The sequence below is a fragment of the Aestuariivirga sp. genome, from assembly GCF_044239095.1.
Taxonomy (GTDB): domain Bacteria; phylum Pseudomonadota; class Alphaproteobacteria; order Rhizobiales; family Aestuariivirgaceae; genus Aestuariivirga.
The window spans coordinates 1-15,723 of the sequence record NZ_JBIICB010000076.1 but is presented as its reverse complement, the minus strand read 5'-3'; the positions used below and the strand labels follow the sequence as shown (position 1 = coordinate 15,723).

13 protein-coding genes are annotated in these 15,723 nt (G+C 61.8%); 11 read left to right on the top strand and 2 right to left on the bottom strand.

From position 1 onward, the window contains the following. The 4 genes from ACILRA_RS09265 to ACILRA_RS09250 all read left to right on the top strand — a co-directional run. Positions 1-786, top strand: a 786-nt coding sequence (locus ACILRA_RS09265) for a hypothetical protein (protein ID WP_395661818.1), incomplete at its 5' end; no start/stop codon positions are given. Then, entirely contained in the window at positions 768-2,009 is a 1,242-nt protein-coding gene (locus ACILRA_RS09260) for a hypothetical protein (protein ID WP_395661817.1), read from the top strand. The genes ACILRA_RS09265 and ACILRA_RS09260, both read left to right, overlap by 19 nt. Positions 2,010-2,651: 642 nt before the next feature. Beyond that, positions 2,652-3,599 (top strand): 3-keto-5-aminohexanoate cleavage protein, encoded by a 948-nt coding sequence (locus tag ACILRA_RS09255; RefSeq protein ID WP_395661816.1) that lies wholly within the window; start codon positions 2,652-2,654, stop codon positions 3,597-3,599. A gap of 40 nt (positions 3,600-3,639) precedes the next feature. Further along, positions 3,640-4,587 carry a sugar-binding transcriptional regulator gene (locus tag ACILRA_RS09250; protein WP_395661815.1) on the top strand — a complete coding sequence of 316 codons (948 nt, stop codon included), beginning with the start codon at positions 3,640-3,642 and terminating at the stop codon, positions 4,585-4,587. Between the two features lie 51 nt (positions 4,588-4,638). Here ACILRA_RS09250 and ACILRA_RS09245 read toward each other — a convergent pair whose 3' ends face one another. Together ACILRA_RS09245 and ACILRA_RS09240 are read right to left on the bottom strand one after the other, a co-directional pair. Beyond that, positions 4,639-5,598 carry a sugar-binding transcriptional regulator gene (locus ACILRA_RS09245; RefSeq protein WP_395661814.1) on the bottom strand — a complete coding sequence of 320 codons (960 nt, stop codon included), beginning with the start codon at positions 5,596-5,598 and terminating at the stop codon, positions 4,639-4,641. Between the two features lie 143 nt (positions 5,599-5,741). Next, positions 5,742-6,695, bottom strand: coding sequence for a carbohydrate kinase family protein (locus ACILRA_RS09240; RefSeq protein ID WP_395661813.1), 954 nt, complete (start codon positions 6,693-6,695; stop codon positions 5,742-5,744). Positions 6,696-6,990: 295 nt separating this feature from the next. Between ACILRA_RS09240 and ACILRA_RS09235 the strand changes: the two genes are divergently transcribed. The 7 genes from ACILRA_RS09235 to ACILRA_RS09205 all read left to right on the top strand — a co-directional run. After that, complete coding sequence (locus tag ACILRA_RS09235; RefSeq protein ID WP_395661812.1) at positions 6,991-8,028, top strand: alcohol dehydrogenase catalytic domain-containing protein; 1,038 nt, start codon at positions 6,991-6,993, stop codon at positions 8,026-8,028. A gap of 9 nt (positions 8,029-8,037) precedes the next feature. Beyond that, positions 8,038-9,741: a glycerol-3-phosphate dehydrogenase/oxidase gene (locus ACILRA_RS09230; RefSeq protein WP_395661811.1), complete on the top strand. Its 1,704-nt coding sequence runs from the start codon at positions 8,038-8,040 to the stop codon at positions 9,739-9,741. 20 nt (positions 9,742-9,761) lie between these two features. After that, entirely contained in the window at positions 9,762-11,081 is a 1,320-nt protein-coding gene (locus tag ACILRA_RS09225) for an NAD(P)H-dependent oxidoreductase (RefSeq protein WP_395661810.1), read from the top strand. Between the two features lie 10 nt (positions 11,082-11,091). Further along, on the top strand, positions 11,092-12,126 hold the full coding sequence (locus ACILRA_RS09220) for a thiamine pyrophosphate-dependent dehydrogenase E1 component subunit alpha (RefSeq protein WP_395661809.1): 1,035 nt from the start codon (positions 11,092-11,094) through the stop codon (positions 12,124-12,126). Then, positions 12,126-13,124 carry an alpha-ketoacid dehydrogenase subunit beta gene (locus tag ACILRA_RS09215; RefSeq protein WP_395661808.1) on the top strand — a complete coding sequence of 333 codons (999 nt, stop codon included), beginning with the start codon at positions 12,126-12,128 and terminating at the stop codon, positions 13,122-13,124. The genes ACILRA_RS09220 and ACILRA_RS09215 overlap by 1 nt, the downstream gene beginning before the upstream one ends. A gap of 3 nt (positions 13,125-13,127) precedes the next feature. Continuing rightward, positions 13,128-14,369: a dihydrolipoamide acetyltransferase family protein gene (locus ACILRA_RS09210; protein WP_395661807.1), complete on the top strand. Its 1,242-nt coding sequence runs from the start codon at positions 13,128-13,130 to the stop codon at positions 14,367-14,369. Between the two features lie 495 nt (positions 14,370-14,864). After that, positions 14,865-15,723 (top strand): peptidase dimerization domain-containing protein (locus ACILRA_RS09205; protein WP_395661806.1); only part of this gene is annotated, 859 nt, incomplete at its 3' end.

The following is a 15,723-nucleotide window of genomic DNA, read 5'->3' as shown; positions in this document are numbered from 1 at the left end:
GCTTCATCCGCGAATACAACGCCTCCAGTCCCAAACCCTTCGCATGGAAAGCCAACCCTGGCGATATCATCGCAGCTCGGAACCGTGGGTTCCAAACGTTGGAGTCAATCCACTAGCTTCTACTACCCAAAGGAAAAAGGATCTCAGCATATCGTTGATCGCTTGTTGCGGGATTGCGAACTGCGGACATCGGCTTTGGTCACGTCGATGGAGGCGGACGAGAAGATACGTATTGGTCAAGAAGTGTTTGACGCTGCCGTCTACACTGGGGACGTGCGCGTTCTTACAGATCTACTCGACTCACAAGCCCCTGAGCTTCAGGCGCTGATCGGGCTTAAATCGAACGGCACCACAACCGTACTCTGCAGTTGTGACGCTAATCCCTACTCGTGGGTCTACGTGCCTAACCCCAAACTGGCCAGTCACCGGATCATCATGACAGGGAACTTCTCGGCAGCCAACAACGCCACTGCTCTCAGACCTGACCGCATTTCCTGCACGCTTGAGTTTTCCGGCGTTGCGGCTGATGAACAGATATACTCGGCGATCAAGAGCCTTCCATTCAATCTCAAAGAGATCGACCGCAACTACGAAGCAAACTCCTACATTCTACAGGACGGCGCAACGCGTACCCTAATTGCGAACGCCCGCGGACATCTGCAAGCGCATAACATTTGGCTTTGTGGACGATTTGCCGAGTGGGAATACTACAACATGGACGCCGTCATGACCTCGGCCATGAAGGTAGTCGATGAGCTTTGTGGCAGATGGCGGGCTGCGGAATGAGAATAGTTGGAGAGGCGCATCTTTATTTCGAGCGCAACGATTCGACATTCGATATCGTGTCTCCGTGTTCTGGGCCAAGCAATCCGCTGCCGGCGTTTCGGGTCCTGGGTGACGGCTGGATGTATTTCGGCTCTTTCGCCAAGGACGGGAACATCTTCATTGATTTCATTGCCCTGCGAGGACTCTCGCACTTCGTCCGCTGGCGCCTGAGCGGTGAAGGCAAGTATATTGAGCAAGCCGAACTCAGCGCGGCCGATGTTGCAATCTTCGGCCGTTCACCGGATTACAGCCATACCAACCGATACGATGTCATTCTGGATAATGCGCAAGCGTTCTCAAACGACTTTCAAGTTTATTCTTTCCTGAAATACGTCCTTTGCGATCCTGTGCAAGCTCGGGCCTATCTGGATGGTTTCCGCCCAAATGGTTTCGTGCCAGCTGTCATGGCGCCAACCGCGCTGCATGCAGTTTTGCTATTCAACCATAATTATGCCCGCAACATCCCGCTGTTGGAGCGTCTCTATACAGACCGCTTTAGTTCCTTGAACTACGTCCTTCCCAACGCGGCGCCGTTGTCGCCGAGGAGTATGTCGGTACCAGCAGGATCATACTCTTATCATTATATGATACATGCCGCCATTTCACGCTTGCTGGACCGTGATGAGGCCGATCCTGAAGGCTGGTATCTTTTTCTGCAAGACGACGTCTATCTAAACCGTTCTTTCAACGCAGCGCAGATGGCGCGTTTCTTCAACGGCCTTGAGAATGCCTGTGCGGCTTTCTACTTTGATATCGAGAAAGTCCGCTGGAACCATACAAACAATTGGCCATGGAACAAGCGGGTCTTGACTGCTTTGGAAGAGCAAAAGGCATTGGTTGGGGGAAACGGATTTGAGGGTTATTCTGCCTTCTTTCGAAAGGAACATCTTGTTTGCGGAGTAGGCGATATCTTTCTCATAAGGGGCGCCTTTTTGGCGCTGTTTGCGGACATTCTAGGCAATTACATCGCACAGGGTGTTTTTCCCGAAGTGGGAATTCCCTCGACTTTGAAAATTCTCGCTTCGCATACTGCAAAACGTGTCGCTTTGTGCAGAGGGGAATACCTCTGGAGAGAGGCACGCAAGAAGGTGGATTTGGATTATCTCAAATCATTTGATGCTACCGACCGTCTATTCCTGCATCCTGTCAAATCATCATTGCTGAAGCACTTAGTCAGTGAATGAAGTGGATGAGAGCGTGGGAGTCTAGTCTCGGAACTCAACAGAGTTGATTGGTCTTGAAGTGTCCGGGATCCTACTGATCGGTGTGGCCTGAAGCTTCGTGCATGATTGGTCTGGGCGCCAAGGCGGGCTGCGAAGCCAGACGGGTTAGCGCAAGCGCCCGCGCAGACTGAGGAATGAAGACCTCCGGAACTACCTGGCCAACGACGGTCCGGTAATCCCAAGGGTGAAGAGAAGTAGCACTTCCCAAAACATCCTGGGTCCACTCGCGGGATTCGAACTACACGAAGATGAGATCCAATAGTATCAATAGCTTGGTGGCAGAGAGTTGGCTGGCAGCACCTCTATCTCCGCCATTATGCTTCTTTCCCAAACCGTTACGATGAGTGTGTTTTGCTCGGGTCGCCCTGATGCGCGTCCCTCTTTACGACTGCTTGAACAATAGTAGTTTCGACTTGACAAAAATGCACTGCTCATGCACATTTGCAGCAGAGCCGAGTTAAATGTTCAAAGATATCCCCGCGGCAGAGCGCACGTTGGAATGTGACGGTCACCGTAGGCTGCCTCCGGCTGGACATTGAACTCTTCCGGCGTGCCGGAATGAAGACCAAACAGAAACGGACTGCAACCAACGGGAGAAGAAACATGGCTACGGCCCTGGACAAATATGCGGAGATGAATCCCAGCTGGGACGAACCGGTGATGATCGAGTCGCACCAGAACGGGGTTCGGACTAAGAAGATGAATCCCAACACGCCCGTCACCTATGAAGAGGTGGTGGAGGACGCGATCCGCTGCTGGGACGCCGGCGCCACGGCCATCCATGTTCACAACACCAATTTTGACCTGCTCGGCAAGGCCGCCTTCGACGACTACATGATCGCCTGGAAGCCCATCCTGGCGGCGCGGCCCGACATGATCTGGTATCCGACGACCTGCAACAATCTGCTGGTCGCGCCCGAAGACTGCGGCCTCGAGCATGTCGACTACCTCAACAAATATGCGAATGTTCAGGTGGCGGTGGTGGACACCGGCATCGATCAGTTCGTGATCGACGAGGATGCGAATGGCAATGCGGTTGGCCGCGCCTATGGCTGGGACCTGACGCAGGTTGCCCGCCAGGTGGAGTTCTGCCGCAAGCGTGACATCGCCATGATCTGGGGCGTCTATGAGCCCGGCCACCTGCGCGTGGCGCGCCATTACGTTGACCGCGGCATGTTCACCAAGGGCTCCAACTGGGATTTCTACTTCGTCGGCAAGTATGGCCTTACCTCGGAGAAGCCGATCGGCACCTGCGGCGTGGAGCCCTCGCTCGAGAGCCTCTATTTCTATCTCGACATGATCGCACAGGCGAAGCACAAGCTGCCGTGGTTTATCTCGATCTGGGGCGAGGGCGATTATGACTACCGCCCCCTCGTGCGCCGCACGATCGAACTGGGCGGGCACGTGAAGACCGGCCTCGAGCTGCACTACAGCCCGCACCGCAACCCCACCAACCTCGAGCTGCTGCAGGAAGTGCAGGAGATCGCGCGCGAAGTGGGCCGGCCGATTGCCACCCAGGCTGACGCGCGCCGCATCTACAACATCACCTGACGCCGCCGCGCATTGGGTGAGTGATCGGGGCGGGTGGACCATGGCGTCCCACATGGTGCCGGAACATATCAAGACGCGCATCGCCTGGCTCTATTACGTCGAGGGCATGACGCAGGACGAGATCGTGGCCGAGACCGGCCTCAACCGGTCACGCGTGCTGCGCATTCTCGCTGCGTCACGCCATGACGGCACGGTGCAGATCCGCGTCACCACCAACCTCACGCACTGCATCGAGCTGGAGCGCGCGCTTGAGCAGCGCTGGCGGCTGTCGCGCGCCATCGTCATTCCGGAGCCGCAGGACCCCGCGCAGACGAGCGCCATCCTCGGGGCGGAGCTCGGTGCTTACATCTCGCGCACGGTCACCGGGCATTCCACCATCGGGCTCGGCTGGGGCAAGACGCTTAGCAATGCGCTGCCCTCCATCGTGCCGCGCACGCCGGAGGGAATCCGCGTGCTGTCGCTGCTGGGCGGGTTGACCCGTGTCAGCAGCGTCAATCCATCGGAGTTCGCCTGGCGCGTGGCCGACCGGCTCAATGCCGAATGCCATCTGCTGACGGCACCCGTCTTTGCGCCGGACAAGCCGACGCAGGAATCGCTGATGACGCATTCGGGGATTGCGGAGATTTTCTCCCGCGCGCGCTCGCTTGACATGGCGATCGTCTCCGTGGGAGCGCTGACACCGAATTCGGTGTTCTATGAATATGGGCTGCTGACGCGGAGCGAGATCGCCTCGCTGGAAGCCGCGGGTGCGGTGGGTGACGTGCTGTGCCACTTCGTCGATGCCGAAGGCTGCCTGGTGCGGCATGAGGTGAATGACCGGGTGCTGGCGGTGAACCCCGCAGAGCTTCACAACACGCGCAATGTGGTGCTGGTGTCGGGCGGGTGGCACAAGTTGAAGGTCATCCGCGCGGCGCTGAAATTGCTGAAACCGTCGATCCTGATCGTGAACGAGATGGTGGCGGAGAATCTGGTGGCGGAGCAAGGGTAGGGCTTAGATCGCGAACGTCCTCTCCCGCAGCGCGGGAGAAGACGAAGCATACTAGGCGCTTTCGCCCGCCAGACGCTCCGCCACGATTTCGTCGGTGACGAGGACGTGCGGCTTGAGGAGGCGGAGCGCGCCGCGGATCACTTCGAACTTCTGCCAGCCGCCGGATGCGAGGACGAGCTTGCGCGCGCCGCGCAGCTCCTTCGGGTCTACGGCGACGACACGCTCGTTGATCGGGTGCTTGATGACGTTGCCATCGGCATCGATGAAGCGGCAGAGCACGTCGCCCACCGCGCCGGCGGCCTGCAGCGTGGAGAAATCCTCGCGTTCGAGCAGCACATATTCCGAGACGGTCGAGAAGGGCGACAAGTCACCCACGCTGATGACGGCGAGATCGAGCCTGGCCGCGCGGCGGAAGATTTCCTGGATGCCGGGGTGCGACAGCAGCGCGTCCCGCGTGCGGGCATCGGGCGCGAAGACGGGGGCGGCCATGAGGTAGCATTCGGCCGAGAGACGATCCGCGAGGCGCCAGGCGAATTCAGACGGATTGACGCCGCTGACGCGCGTCAGTCCGCCGAGCATCGACATGACGCTGACGCCCTGGGGCTCCCGGTATTCGATGCTGGGGAGGCTGGCGCTCAGCGTCTTGCCCCAGCCCAGACCGATGGTCATGTTCTCGGTGATGGTTTCGTTGATATAGCCGCCGAGCACGGCGCCGATGATGTCCTGCGTCGCTGCGGCGTCCTGGGGCTTCGGCACGACGAGGGCGCGCTCCAGCCCGTATTTGCGTTCGAGCTCACGTTCGAGCTGGACGCAATAGCTGAGCTTGGTGGTGACGCGGATCTGCACCATGCCGGACTGGCGGGAGTTGGCGAGGAAGCGGAGCACGCGGGAGCGGCTGAGGCCGAGCGTCTTCGAGATCTCGTCCTGCGTCATGCCTTCCATGTAATAGAGCCAGGCGACCTTGGTTCTCAGGTCATCGCTGAATTCGCTGGGGGAGTTCTGCTTTTCCAACTCGCGGGCCTCGACTGTATCTGGCTTCGATCATATCAGCAGGCTTGGCACCTGCGCAAAGAAAATGGCCTTGGAAGTTGTGTGCTTCCAAGGCCTGAGTAGGCGGCGTCCAGGGAGGAGAAAATCGCCGCAGAATGGGTGCATCAGCGCCGGGTGGGCGTGGTCTTCATGAAGTTCAAGGTGTGCTCGAAGGATTCGACACTGGCCTGGGAGCCGAGGCCGGTGGCGTTCAAGGCCGAGGTGGCCTGGGCGAATCGCACCGAGGTTTCAGGATCGAAGCCCTTGCACAACGCCACGGCATAGCCGGCATCGAAGGCATCGCCGCAGCCGCAGGTGCATTTCACCTGGATGTCGAAGGCGGGGATGCGGAAGCGCGTGCCGTCCGTGTGGCTGTAATAGGCGCCGTCACCACCCAGGGTGAAGACGCAGCAGGCCACACCGCGGTCATGGAAGAACTTGGTGCAGTCCTCGAGATCCTCCAGGCCGGAGAGGGCCCGTGCCTCCTCGATCGAGGGCATGAAATAGTCTGTGTAGGGGAGCACTGCATCGACGTCCGGCAGGTCATCCGCGGAGCCTGCGAAGATGTCGACCGTGGTGATACAGCCCGATTCCTTGGCGTGACGCATCAGCCTTGCATTGGCCTCGCCGTCCATCGCATCCATCAGGCCGACGCCGCCGAGATGGAAGACGGTGGCATCCGTGGCCTTGGCGAAATCCTCACGTGCCACAGTAAAGGTGCCGGTGGCGCCTTTCATGTGGAGGGCAGGGCGCGAACCATCCGCACGCGTGGTGACGATGGAGGAAGAGGTCTTCCAGCCGGGCTTTCGCTGCATCATGGCCGTATCGACCTTGAAGTCATGAAGGCGCTGCATGACCCAGTCGCCCATCAGATCCGGCCCCACGCCGCCGATGGCGCGGGTCCTGAGGCCCATCTTGGCCGCCGCGATGGCGGCAACGCCGGCAGCCCCCGAGACGGCCATGGTGATTTCGTCGATCATGTAGCAGCCACCGCCCGGCGGCACGGCGGTGAAGGGCCAGCCCAGGCAGTCAAAGGTGATGAAACCCATGGATGCATAATCGAAGCTTTTTGCAGTCATCCCCGGCCTCCTCCCCAGTTCTGGTGCGCATCTGCGGCGCGTTGTGAATGTTCTTTCAGCTATACACAAAAATATTCACGACGACAAGAATGTTCAGAAGAAAATCGATTTGTGCAGTCATCTTCAGGCAGCTCGGAAACGCATGCCGGGGGTGGCGGCCAATGAACCCAGCAATTTCAAGATTATACTTGGCATCCCTCGAAATCTTGCATTACATAGATTGAACATCTTGACTTTAACAAAGAGAAATGTTCACTTCTGCCGGAGACAACAGTCCATTCTGGGGAAGTGCGCCGTGAAAGCTGGAGTTCTGCAGAACGTCAATGAGGTCACTTACACGACGGTGGCCGAACCTGCGCTCGAGGCGGGTGACCTGCTGCTGAAGGTCAAGGCCGCCACTATCTGCGGCACCGACATCCGGATCCTCAGGGGGAAGAAGACGTCCGGCATCCGCTATCCCTCGGTGCTTGGGCATGAATTCGCGGGCGTGGTGGTGGAGACCGGCGGCCACACGCAGTTCACCAAGGGGCAGGCCGTGTGCGTCTGCCCGCAGTTCGCCTGCGGACATTGCGAATACTGCATCAGGGGTGCCGAGAACCTGTGCCGCGGGCTGACGGCCATGGGCTACGAGATCGACGGAGCCTTTGCGGAATATGTGAGGATTCCGGCGTCCGGCGTGCGCTCCGGCAATGTGTTCCCCATGCCGGAGGGGCTGAGCTTTGAGGCGGCGGCGCTGGCCGAGCCTTTGGCCTGTGTGATGAACGGGCAGGAGCGCGTGGGCGTGAAGATGGGCGAGATCGTCACCGTGCTGGGCGCGGGGCCGATCGGCATCCTGCATGTGAAGCTGGCGCGGCTTTCGGGGGCGCGCTGCATCATCGTGAGCGAGCCGAGCCCCATGCGCCGCGAGGCGGCCATGCGCGCAGGAGCCGACATCGTGATCGACCCGACGGCTGAGGATGTTCTTGCGCGCGTGAAGGCATCATCCGACGGGCTGGGGGCTGACGTGGCGATCATGGCCATCGGCGTGCCATCGCTTGCCAATGACGCGATCCGCCTGGTGCGGCACCGGGGCCGGGTGAGCCTGTTCGCCGGCTTCTCCAAGGGCATTCAGGCGGAGCTCGACGTCAATGCCATTCACTATAATGAGCTGATCGTGACCGGGGCCTTCGGGCTCACGCGGCTGACTTTCGAGACGGCGCTGAACATGATCGCCAGCGGAAAGCTGGAGGTCGACTCGCTTCTCACCCACCGCTTCGGCCTGCCGGATATCGTGACGGCGCTGGCGACGGCGGAGCAGGGGTCGGCCATCAAGGTGGCGATCGTCGGGGACTAAGCAGAGAGAATGTCGGGTGACCCATCATTGCAGGACCTCAAGCCGCATTATCCGGTGCTGATCATCGGCGCGGGGATCAATGGCTGCGGGCTGTTCCGCGATCTTTCACTGCAGGGCGTCGACTGCCTGCTGATCGACCGGGGTGATATCTGCGAAGGGGCGAGTGCCGCACCCTCCCGCCTGATCCACGGGGGCATCAAGTATCTCGAGACGGGCGAATTCCGCCTGGTACGCGAATCGGCGATGGAGCGGAACCGCCTGCTGCGCAATGCGCCGCATGTGGTGAAGCCGATTGAAACCGTGCTGCCGGTCGCCTCATGGTTCGGCGGCATCGTCTCCTCCGCGCTGCGCTTTGTGGGCGCGAAGGCGAAGATGAAGGATCGCGGCGCCATCATCACCGAGATCGGGCTGCGCATCTATGATGCCTATAACCGCCAGGTGCGCGCATTGCCGGATCATCAGTTCTGGGGGTCTGGTGCACTACGGTCCGAATATCCCTCCTTCGCGCGGCACATCAAGGCGGCGGGACTCTATTGCGAAGGCCGCATCACCCATGCCGAGCGGCTGGGAATGGAGCTGGTGATGGACGGGCTTGCCGCCAATCCGGGGAGCGCGCTCCGCACCTATTGCTCGCCCTCGCGCGATACCGAAGCTCCCCGCATCCTGCTGACCGACGCCATCACTGGCGAGCGCCGCAGTGTGACCGCCGATGTGTTGGTGAATGCGGGTGGTGCGTGGATCGACAAGATCAATGCGAGCCTCGGCATCAACTCGCAGCACATGGGCGGGTCGAAGGGTTCGCACCTCGTGGTGCGCAATGCCGAGCTTTTCGATGCGCTCGCGGGCCGCATGATCTATTTCGGGACGGCGGATGGCCGGGTGAACCTGATCTACCCCTTCTTCGGCAATGTGCTGATCGGGGCGACTGACATTCCGGTGAAGGACCCGGACGAGGCGCACTGCAGCGCCAAGGAGACGGACTATCTGCTGAGCACGGTGCGGGAGATATTCCCGCTGATCTGCATCACGCATGACCAGGTGCTGCTGAGCTATTGCGGTGTGAGGCCGCTACCGCGAAGCGAGGGCAAGGACATTGGCGCGGTGAGCCGCGACCACGCGATTGCCCGCGACACGCTGCCCGGCACCGGGACGCCGGTGCTCTCCCTCATCGGCGGCAAGTGGACGACCTTCCGCGCTTTTGCAGCGCAGGCGGCGGATGAGGTGCTCTCCAAGCTCGCAAGGAAGCGCAGCGTCTCGACTGAAGACCTCGCCATCGGCGGCGGGCGCGGCTATCCGGCGGATGAGGTTTCGGCTGAGGCCCTGGCACGTGCCATCGCGGCGCAGTCGAAACTCGAGATCGCGTGCGCGCGGCAATTGTTGTCGCGCTACGGTACCTCCGCCAGCGCGGTGGCAGCTACGATTGCGGCCACCTCAGACAAGCCGCTGCTTGCCATCCACGGCTATTCGGCGGGCGAGATCATTCACATCTGCCGCACCGAATCCGTGCGCCGCCTGTCCGACGTGCTGCTGCGGCGCACGGCGATTGCGATGGAGTGCCTTCTCTCCGCCGCCGCCGTGGAAGAGGCCGCCGATATCGTGGCGGACGCGCTGGGCTGGACGCCGGCGCGGCGCAATGCCGAAGCGAACCTCATGCGCGCCGAGATGACGCGCCGCGCCATTCCCGACCACACCGCAGCGAAGACCGCTGCCTGAGACATTCAAGGAGATCACTGATGGGCATCAATGTTGCACCGACCGGACTTGCGCGTGACCTTCTGGCCCGCGCTGCGAGCGGCAAGCCGATCCGCATCGGCCTCGTCGGCTCGGGAGAGATGGGAACCGACATCGTCACCCGCGTGGCGCACATGCCGGGGGTGGAGATTGGCGCGATCTCGGAACTCAGGCTTCCCGCAGGCGGCCGCGCGGTGGATATCGCCTATGGCGAGCAGGGCCACTGGCAGGAGGCGCACACCGCCGGCGCGCTGAACAGCGCCATGGAGCGCGGCAAGGTGGCGGTGACGGATGATGTGAACCTGCTGATCAACTCCGGTCTCATCGATGTGATCATCGATGCGACGGGCGTTCCCGCCGTGGGCGCAGAGATCGGCCTTCGTGCCATGGAGCACGGCAAGCATCTGGTGATGATGAACGTCGAGGCCGACGTCACCATCGGTGCTTACCTGAAGAGCGAGGCGGACCGGCTGGGCGTCACCTATTCGCTCGGCGCTGGGGACGAGCCGTCATCCTGCATGGAGCTGATCGAGTTCGTCTCCGCCATGGGCCACCCGATCGTGGCGGCGGGCAAGGGCAAGAACAATCCGCTCAACGTTGACGCCGTTCCCGATGAATATGCCGAGGAGGCCAAGCGCCGGAACATGAATGTGCGCATGCTGGTCGAGTTCGTCGATGGCTCCAAGACAATGGTGGAGATGGCGGCGATCGCCAACGCAACGGGCCTCGTTCCTGACTGCGCCGGCATGCACGGACCTGCCGCAACGCTCGACACGCTGGCGAAGGTGCTGGTGCCCAAGAAGGACGGCGGTGTTCTCTCCCGCAGCGGTGTGGTCGACTACTCGATAGGCAAGGGTGTCGCGCCTGGCGTCTTTGTGGTGGCTGAAATGTCCCACCCGCGCGTGCGCGAGCGCATGGAGGATCTGAAGATGGGCGAGGGCCCCTACTTCACCTTCCACCGTCCCTATCACCTGACCTCGCTCGAAGTGCCGCTCACCTGCGCGCGCGTGGTGCTTTATGGCAAGCCGGACATGGTGCCGCTGGCGAAGCCGGTGGCGGAGGTCTGTGCTGTTGCCAAGAAGGACCTGAAGCCGGGGGACAAGCTCGATGCCATCGGCGAGTATTGCTACCGCGCCTGGATCATGACGGTGGAGGATGCGCGCGAGGCGCAGGCCATTCCCTGCGGATTGCTGCACGGTGCAACCGTGACCAACCCCATCGCCAAGGGCCAGCTCATCACCACGGCCAACACGACAGTTCCGGCAGGCTCGAAGATCGCGGAACTCCGCGCTCGCCAGGACCGCCTGGTCTACGGACAGTAAGGAGAGACACATGGCCCAGACCCAGACGCTCAAGAAGGCGGCCGCCGAGGCTGAGAATGTGCCCTTCGCCTTCCGCGCCTATTCGCCGGAACAGCTGCGCCACGTGCTGCACAAGATGCACCTGATCCGCCGCTTCGAGGAAGGGTCGGAGGATGCCTATACGCGCGGCCTGATCCACGGCACGATGCATCTTTCGATCGGGCAGGAGGCGAGTGCCATCGGCATCTGCATGCCGCTCAACCCCGATGACCAGATTACCTCCACACACCGCGGCCATGGCCACTGCATCGCCAAGGGCGCCAAGGTGGACCGCATGTTTGCGGAGTTCTTCGGCAAGACCACGGGCTATTGCAAGGGCCGGGGCGGATCGATGCACATTGCGGACGTGAGCGCCGGCAACCTCGGCGCCAACGGCATTGTGGCGGGCGGCATTCCGATTGCGGTGGGTGCCGCGCTCTCGGCCAAGATGCAGAAGAACGGCAAGGTGGTCGTCTGCTTCTTCGGGGATGGGGCGAACAACGAGGGGGCCTTCCACGAATCGCTCAACATGGCGGCGATCTGGAAGCTGCCGGTCGTCTTCGTCTGCGAGAACAACGGATATGGCATGTCGACCTCGACCGCGCGCTCGACGGCGGTGGCGCATGTGGCCGAGCGTGCGTTGGCCTATGCCATGCCGGGCCACACGGTGAACGGCAACGACTTCTCCGCCGTGGCGGAGGTGGCGACGGAAGCCATCGCCCGTGCGCGGCGCGGCGAGGGGCCGAGCCTCATCGAGACCAAGACCTACCGCCACCGAGGCCATTCCAAGAGCGACCGTAACCGCTACCGCACCAAGGAAGAGATCGAGGAGTGGAAGGCGCTGCGCGATCCGATCAACTTGTTTGAAAGCGAGCTGAAGCAGTTCGGCATCATGGATGATGCGGCGATCGCCACGCTGCGCGAGGCGGTGGAGGCGGAAATTGCCGCCGGCATCGCCTTTGCCAAGGAAAGCCCGGCACCCGGCGCGGATGAGGTGCTCAATTTTGTTTATACGGAGCAGCAGTGATGGACGCGGCGGTGCGGGAACTGAGCTATTCGCAGGCCATCCAGGAAGCGATGGCGATCGCGCTTGAAAGCGATCCGCGTGTGTTCCTCATGGGTGAGGACATCGGCGTCTATGGCGGCGCCTTCCAGGTGACGGGCGACCTGGTGGAGCGCTTCGGCACGGAGCGCGTAATCGACATGCCGATCTCAGAGTTGGGTGGCGCCGGTGTCGCCGTCGGTGCGGCGATGACGGGCATGCGGCCGATCTTCGAATTCCAGTTCTCGGATTTCGCGACACTCGCCATGGAGCAGATCGTCAACCAGGCGGCCAAGATGCGCTTCATGCTGGGAGGCGAGGTTTCGGTTCCCGTCGTGATGCGTTTCCCTGCGGGTTCCGGCACGGGGGCGGCGGCGCAGCACAGCCAGAGCCTGGAAGCCTGGCTTGCCCATGTGCCGGGCCTCAAGGTGATCCAGCCCGCGACACCGCATGATGCGAAGGGCCTGCTGCTGGCGGCACTCGCCGACCCGGACCCCGTGATGATCTTCGAGCACAAGCTGCTCTACAAGATGAAGGGCGTGGTGCCCGAGGGGCACTATACCGTGCCGATCGGCAAGGCCGAGGTGCGCAAGGCCGGCAGGGATGCGACCATCGTCGCCACCTCCATCATGGTGCACAAGGCGCTCGATGCCGCCGCACAGCTGATGGGCGAGGGGATTGATGTGGAGGTGATAGACCTCCGCACCATCCGCCCCCTCGACCGCGAGACGGTAATCGGGAGTGTCAAGAAGACGACGCGGCTTCTCTGCGTCTACGAGGCAGTGAAAACGCTTGGCATCGGGGCCGAGATCAGTGCCATGGTCGCGGAAAGCGAGGCCTTCGATTATCTCGATGCGCCGATCATGCGGCTGGGCGGGGCGGAGAGCCCCATTCCCTACAACCCCGATCTCGAGAAGTCCGCCGTGCCGCAGGTGCCGGACATCGTTGCGGGCATCCGAAAGCTGGTGGAAGGGAGGCGCTGAGCCATGGCGACGGAAGTGATCCTGCCGAAGGTGGACATGGACATGGCCACTGGCCGCATCGCGCGCTGGCTGGTGGCGGAAGGTGCCGCCGTGAAGCAGGGCGACCCGCTGTTCGAGATCGAGACCGACAAGGCGGCGATGGAAATCGATGCGCCCGCAACGGGTGTGCTGCGCAACCGGGTTGGTGAAGGTTCGGAGGTTGCCGTCGGCAATGCCGTGGCGTGGATCGTGGCGGAGGGCGAGACGTTCAACGGTGGGGCAGCTCCTGACGCGGCGGCGCAGCCGGAGAAGGCCACTGCGGCGAAGGACGAAACGAAGCCCGCAACGGATCCAGCCGTGAATGGCCATCGTGCGACGCCGCTGGCGCGGCGGCTTGCACGTGATGCGGGGCTGGATTTGGCACAGCTTAATGGTACAGGGCCGCACGGGCGGATCGTGAAGGCCGATGTGGAGGATGAAATCGCGTCGCGTGCCGCTCCGCCCGTGAAGGAACGTGCACCCGCGCCGCAGGCGGCAGCACCCGCAGGCGCCGGCCTGCTTGTGCGCAGCCTTTTCGCCGAAGGATCCTTCCGCGAGGTGGCGCATGACAAGATGCGGCTCACCATTGCGCGGCGGCTGGTGGAGGCCAAGAGCACGGTGCCTCACTTCTATCTCAGTGCCGATTGCCGGCTCGACCGGTTGATGGCGCTGCGCGCCGAGATCAATGCCGGGGCCAGCGGCTACAAGCTGTCGATCAACGACATGATCATCAAGGCATGGGCACTGGCGCTGCGCGACGTGCCGATGGCCAATGTGACATGGACCGAGGGCAGCATGCTGTGCCACGAATCGGTGGACCTCGGCGTTGCCGTGTCGATCGACGGCGGGCTCATCACGCCCATCGTGCGCAAGGCGGAGGTGAAGGCGCTCTCCGTCATCTCGAACGAGATGAAGGACCTCGCGGCGCGGGCCAAGGCGAAGAAGCTCAAGAACAATGAGTATCAGGGCGGCACCTCCGCCATCTCCAACCTCGGCATGTTCGGGGTGAAAGACTTCGCCGCCATCATCAACCCGCCGCATGCGACGATTCTCGCAGTCGGCGCGGGGGAGCCGCGGGGCGTGTGGGAGGGCGGCGTCTTCGTTCCGGCCACGCTGATGACGGTGACGCTGTCGGTCGACCATCGCGCGGTCGATGGGGCGCTGGGGGCCCAGGTGCTTCAGGCCTTCCGGGGCTACATCGAGAAGCCGCTCTCGATGCTGGTCTGAGATTTTTTCTGACGCTACGGAAATCATCGAAACACAGCCTCAGTGTAGAACATACAGAAACGCCCAGCGGAGAAAGTTCATGCCGCTGGGCGTGCCTTGATGTGATCGGACGGCTCCTTGGTGGGCCTGGCAACGCACCGATCGCCGATATGCTCAGAAAAAATCCTGAAAAATCAGCGAAGTGGTTGGGAGTGGTCGCGCTTGGCTCAGAAATTCGTGTCAACAGAGTGAACAATCGTATTTTCTGTTTGACAAATACTCCAAGCTTATGCACATTTGATCCAAGAAAATAATAATTGTCCGCATCCAAATGGCGCGAGCTGCCGGGCCACGGCAGGGCAGCAGGAAGCGGACCGACTTTTGGGGTGGAGGCGCATTTGGCGCGTTTGGGCAACCCGATCACGGTGAAGAGGCTCCCGTTGGGGTCTGCCGGTCGGAGCAAGACGTCGCGCGTCCTTCCCCCATCGAGATTGAGTGTTTTGCTGGGAGGATCTTTTGAGAGTTCTGGAAAATATCGAGCCCAAGGACGTTATGTTCTTCTTCGAGGAGCTGAGCGCGCGGCACCGCTGCTCCCAGCACGAGAAGCAGGCAACCGACTGGATCGCCGAATTCGCCGAGACGCGGGGCCTCACCTATCACCGCGACGCGCTTCACAACATCATCGTGAAGAAGCCCGGCACCAAGGGTTATGAGAACGCCCCCACCGTCATCCTGCACGGCCATATCGACATGGTGTGCAAGCTCGAGGACGGCGTGACGCATGACTTCGCCAAGGACGGCGTGAAGCTGAAGGTCGACGGCAAGTACATTCGTGCCGAGGGCACGACGCTGGGCGCCGACAACGGGCTGGGCATCTCCTACATGCTGGCGCTGCTCGACTCGAAGGACATCCCCCACCCGCCGCTCGAGTGCGTGATGACGGTGATGGAGGAGATGGGCAAGGTCGGCGGTGACGGCATCGACGTGAAGCTGCTCTCCGGCAAGCGCATGATCGACTTCAACTGGATCGAGGAGAAGCAGCTGCTTGCCGGTTGCTCGGGTGACGTGTCCTGCCGCATCGACGTGGCGGCGGACTGGCAGCCCGCAGACGCTGGCCGCGAGGCGATGCTGATCGACGTGCGCGGCCTCAAGGGCGGGCACTGCGAATTCGACATCCACTTCGAGCGCGGCAACGCCATCGTGATCATCGGCCGCCTGCTGCGCCGTGCCATGAAGGCCGGTGACATGCAGCTCGCCAAGATCTCAGGTGGTGTGCAGAACAACGTGATCCCCGCCGAGGGCAGCGCGCTGATCCTGGTGAAGCCGTCAGAAGCGGCTGCCATCCGCAAGGCTGTCGAAGGCCTCGCCGCCGAGA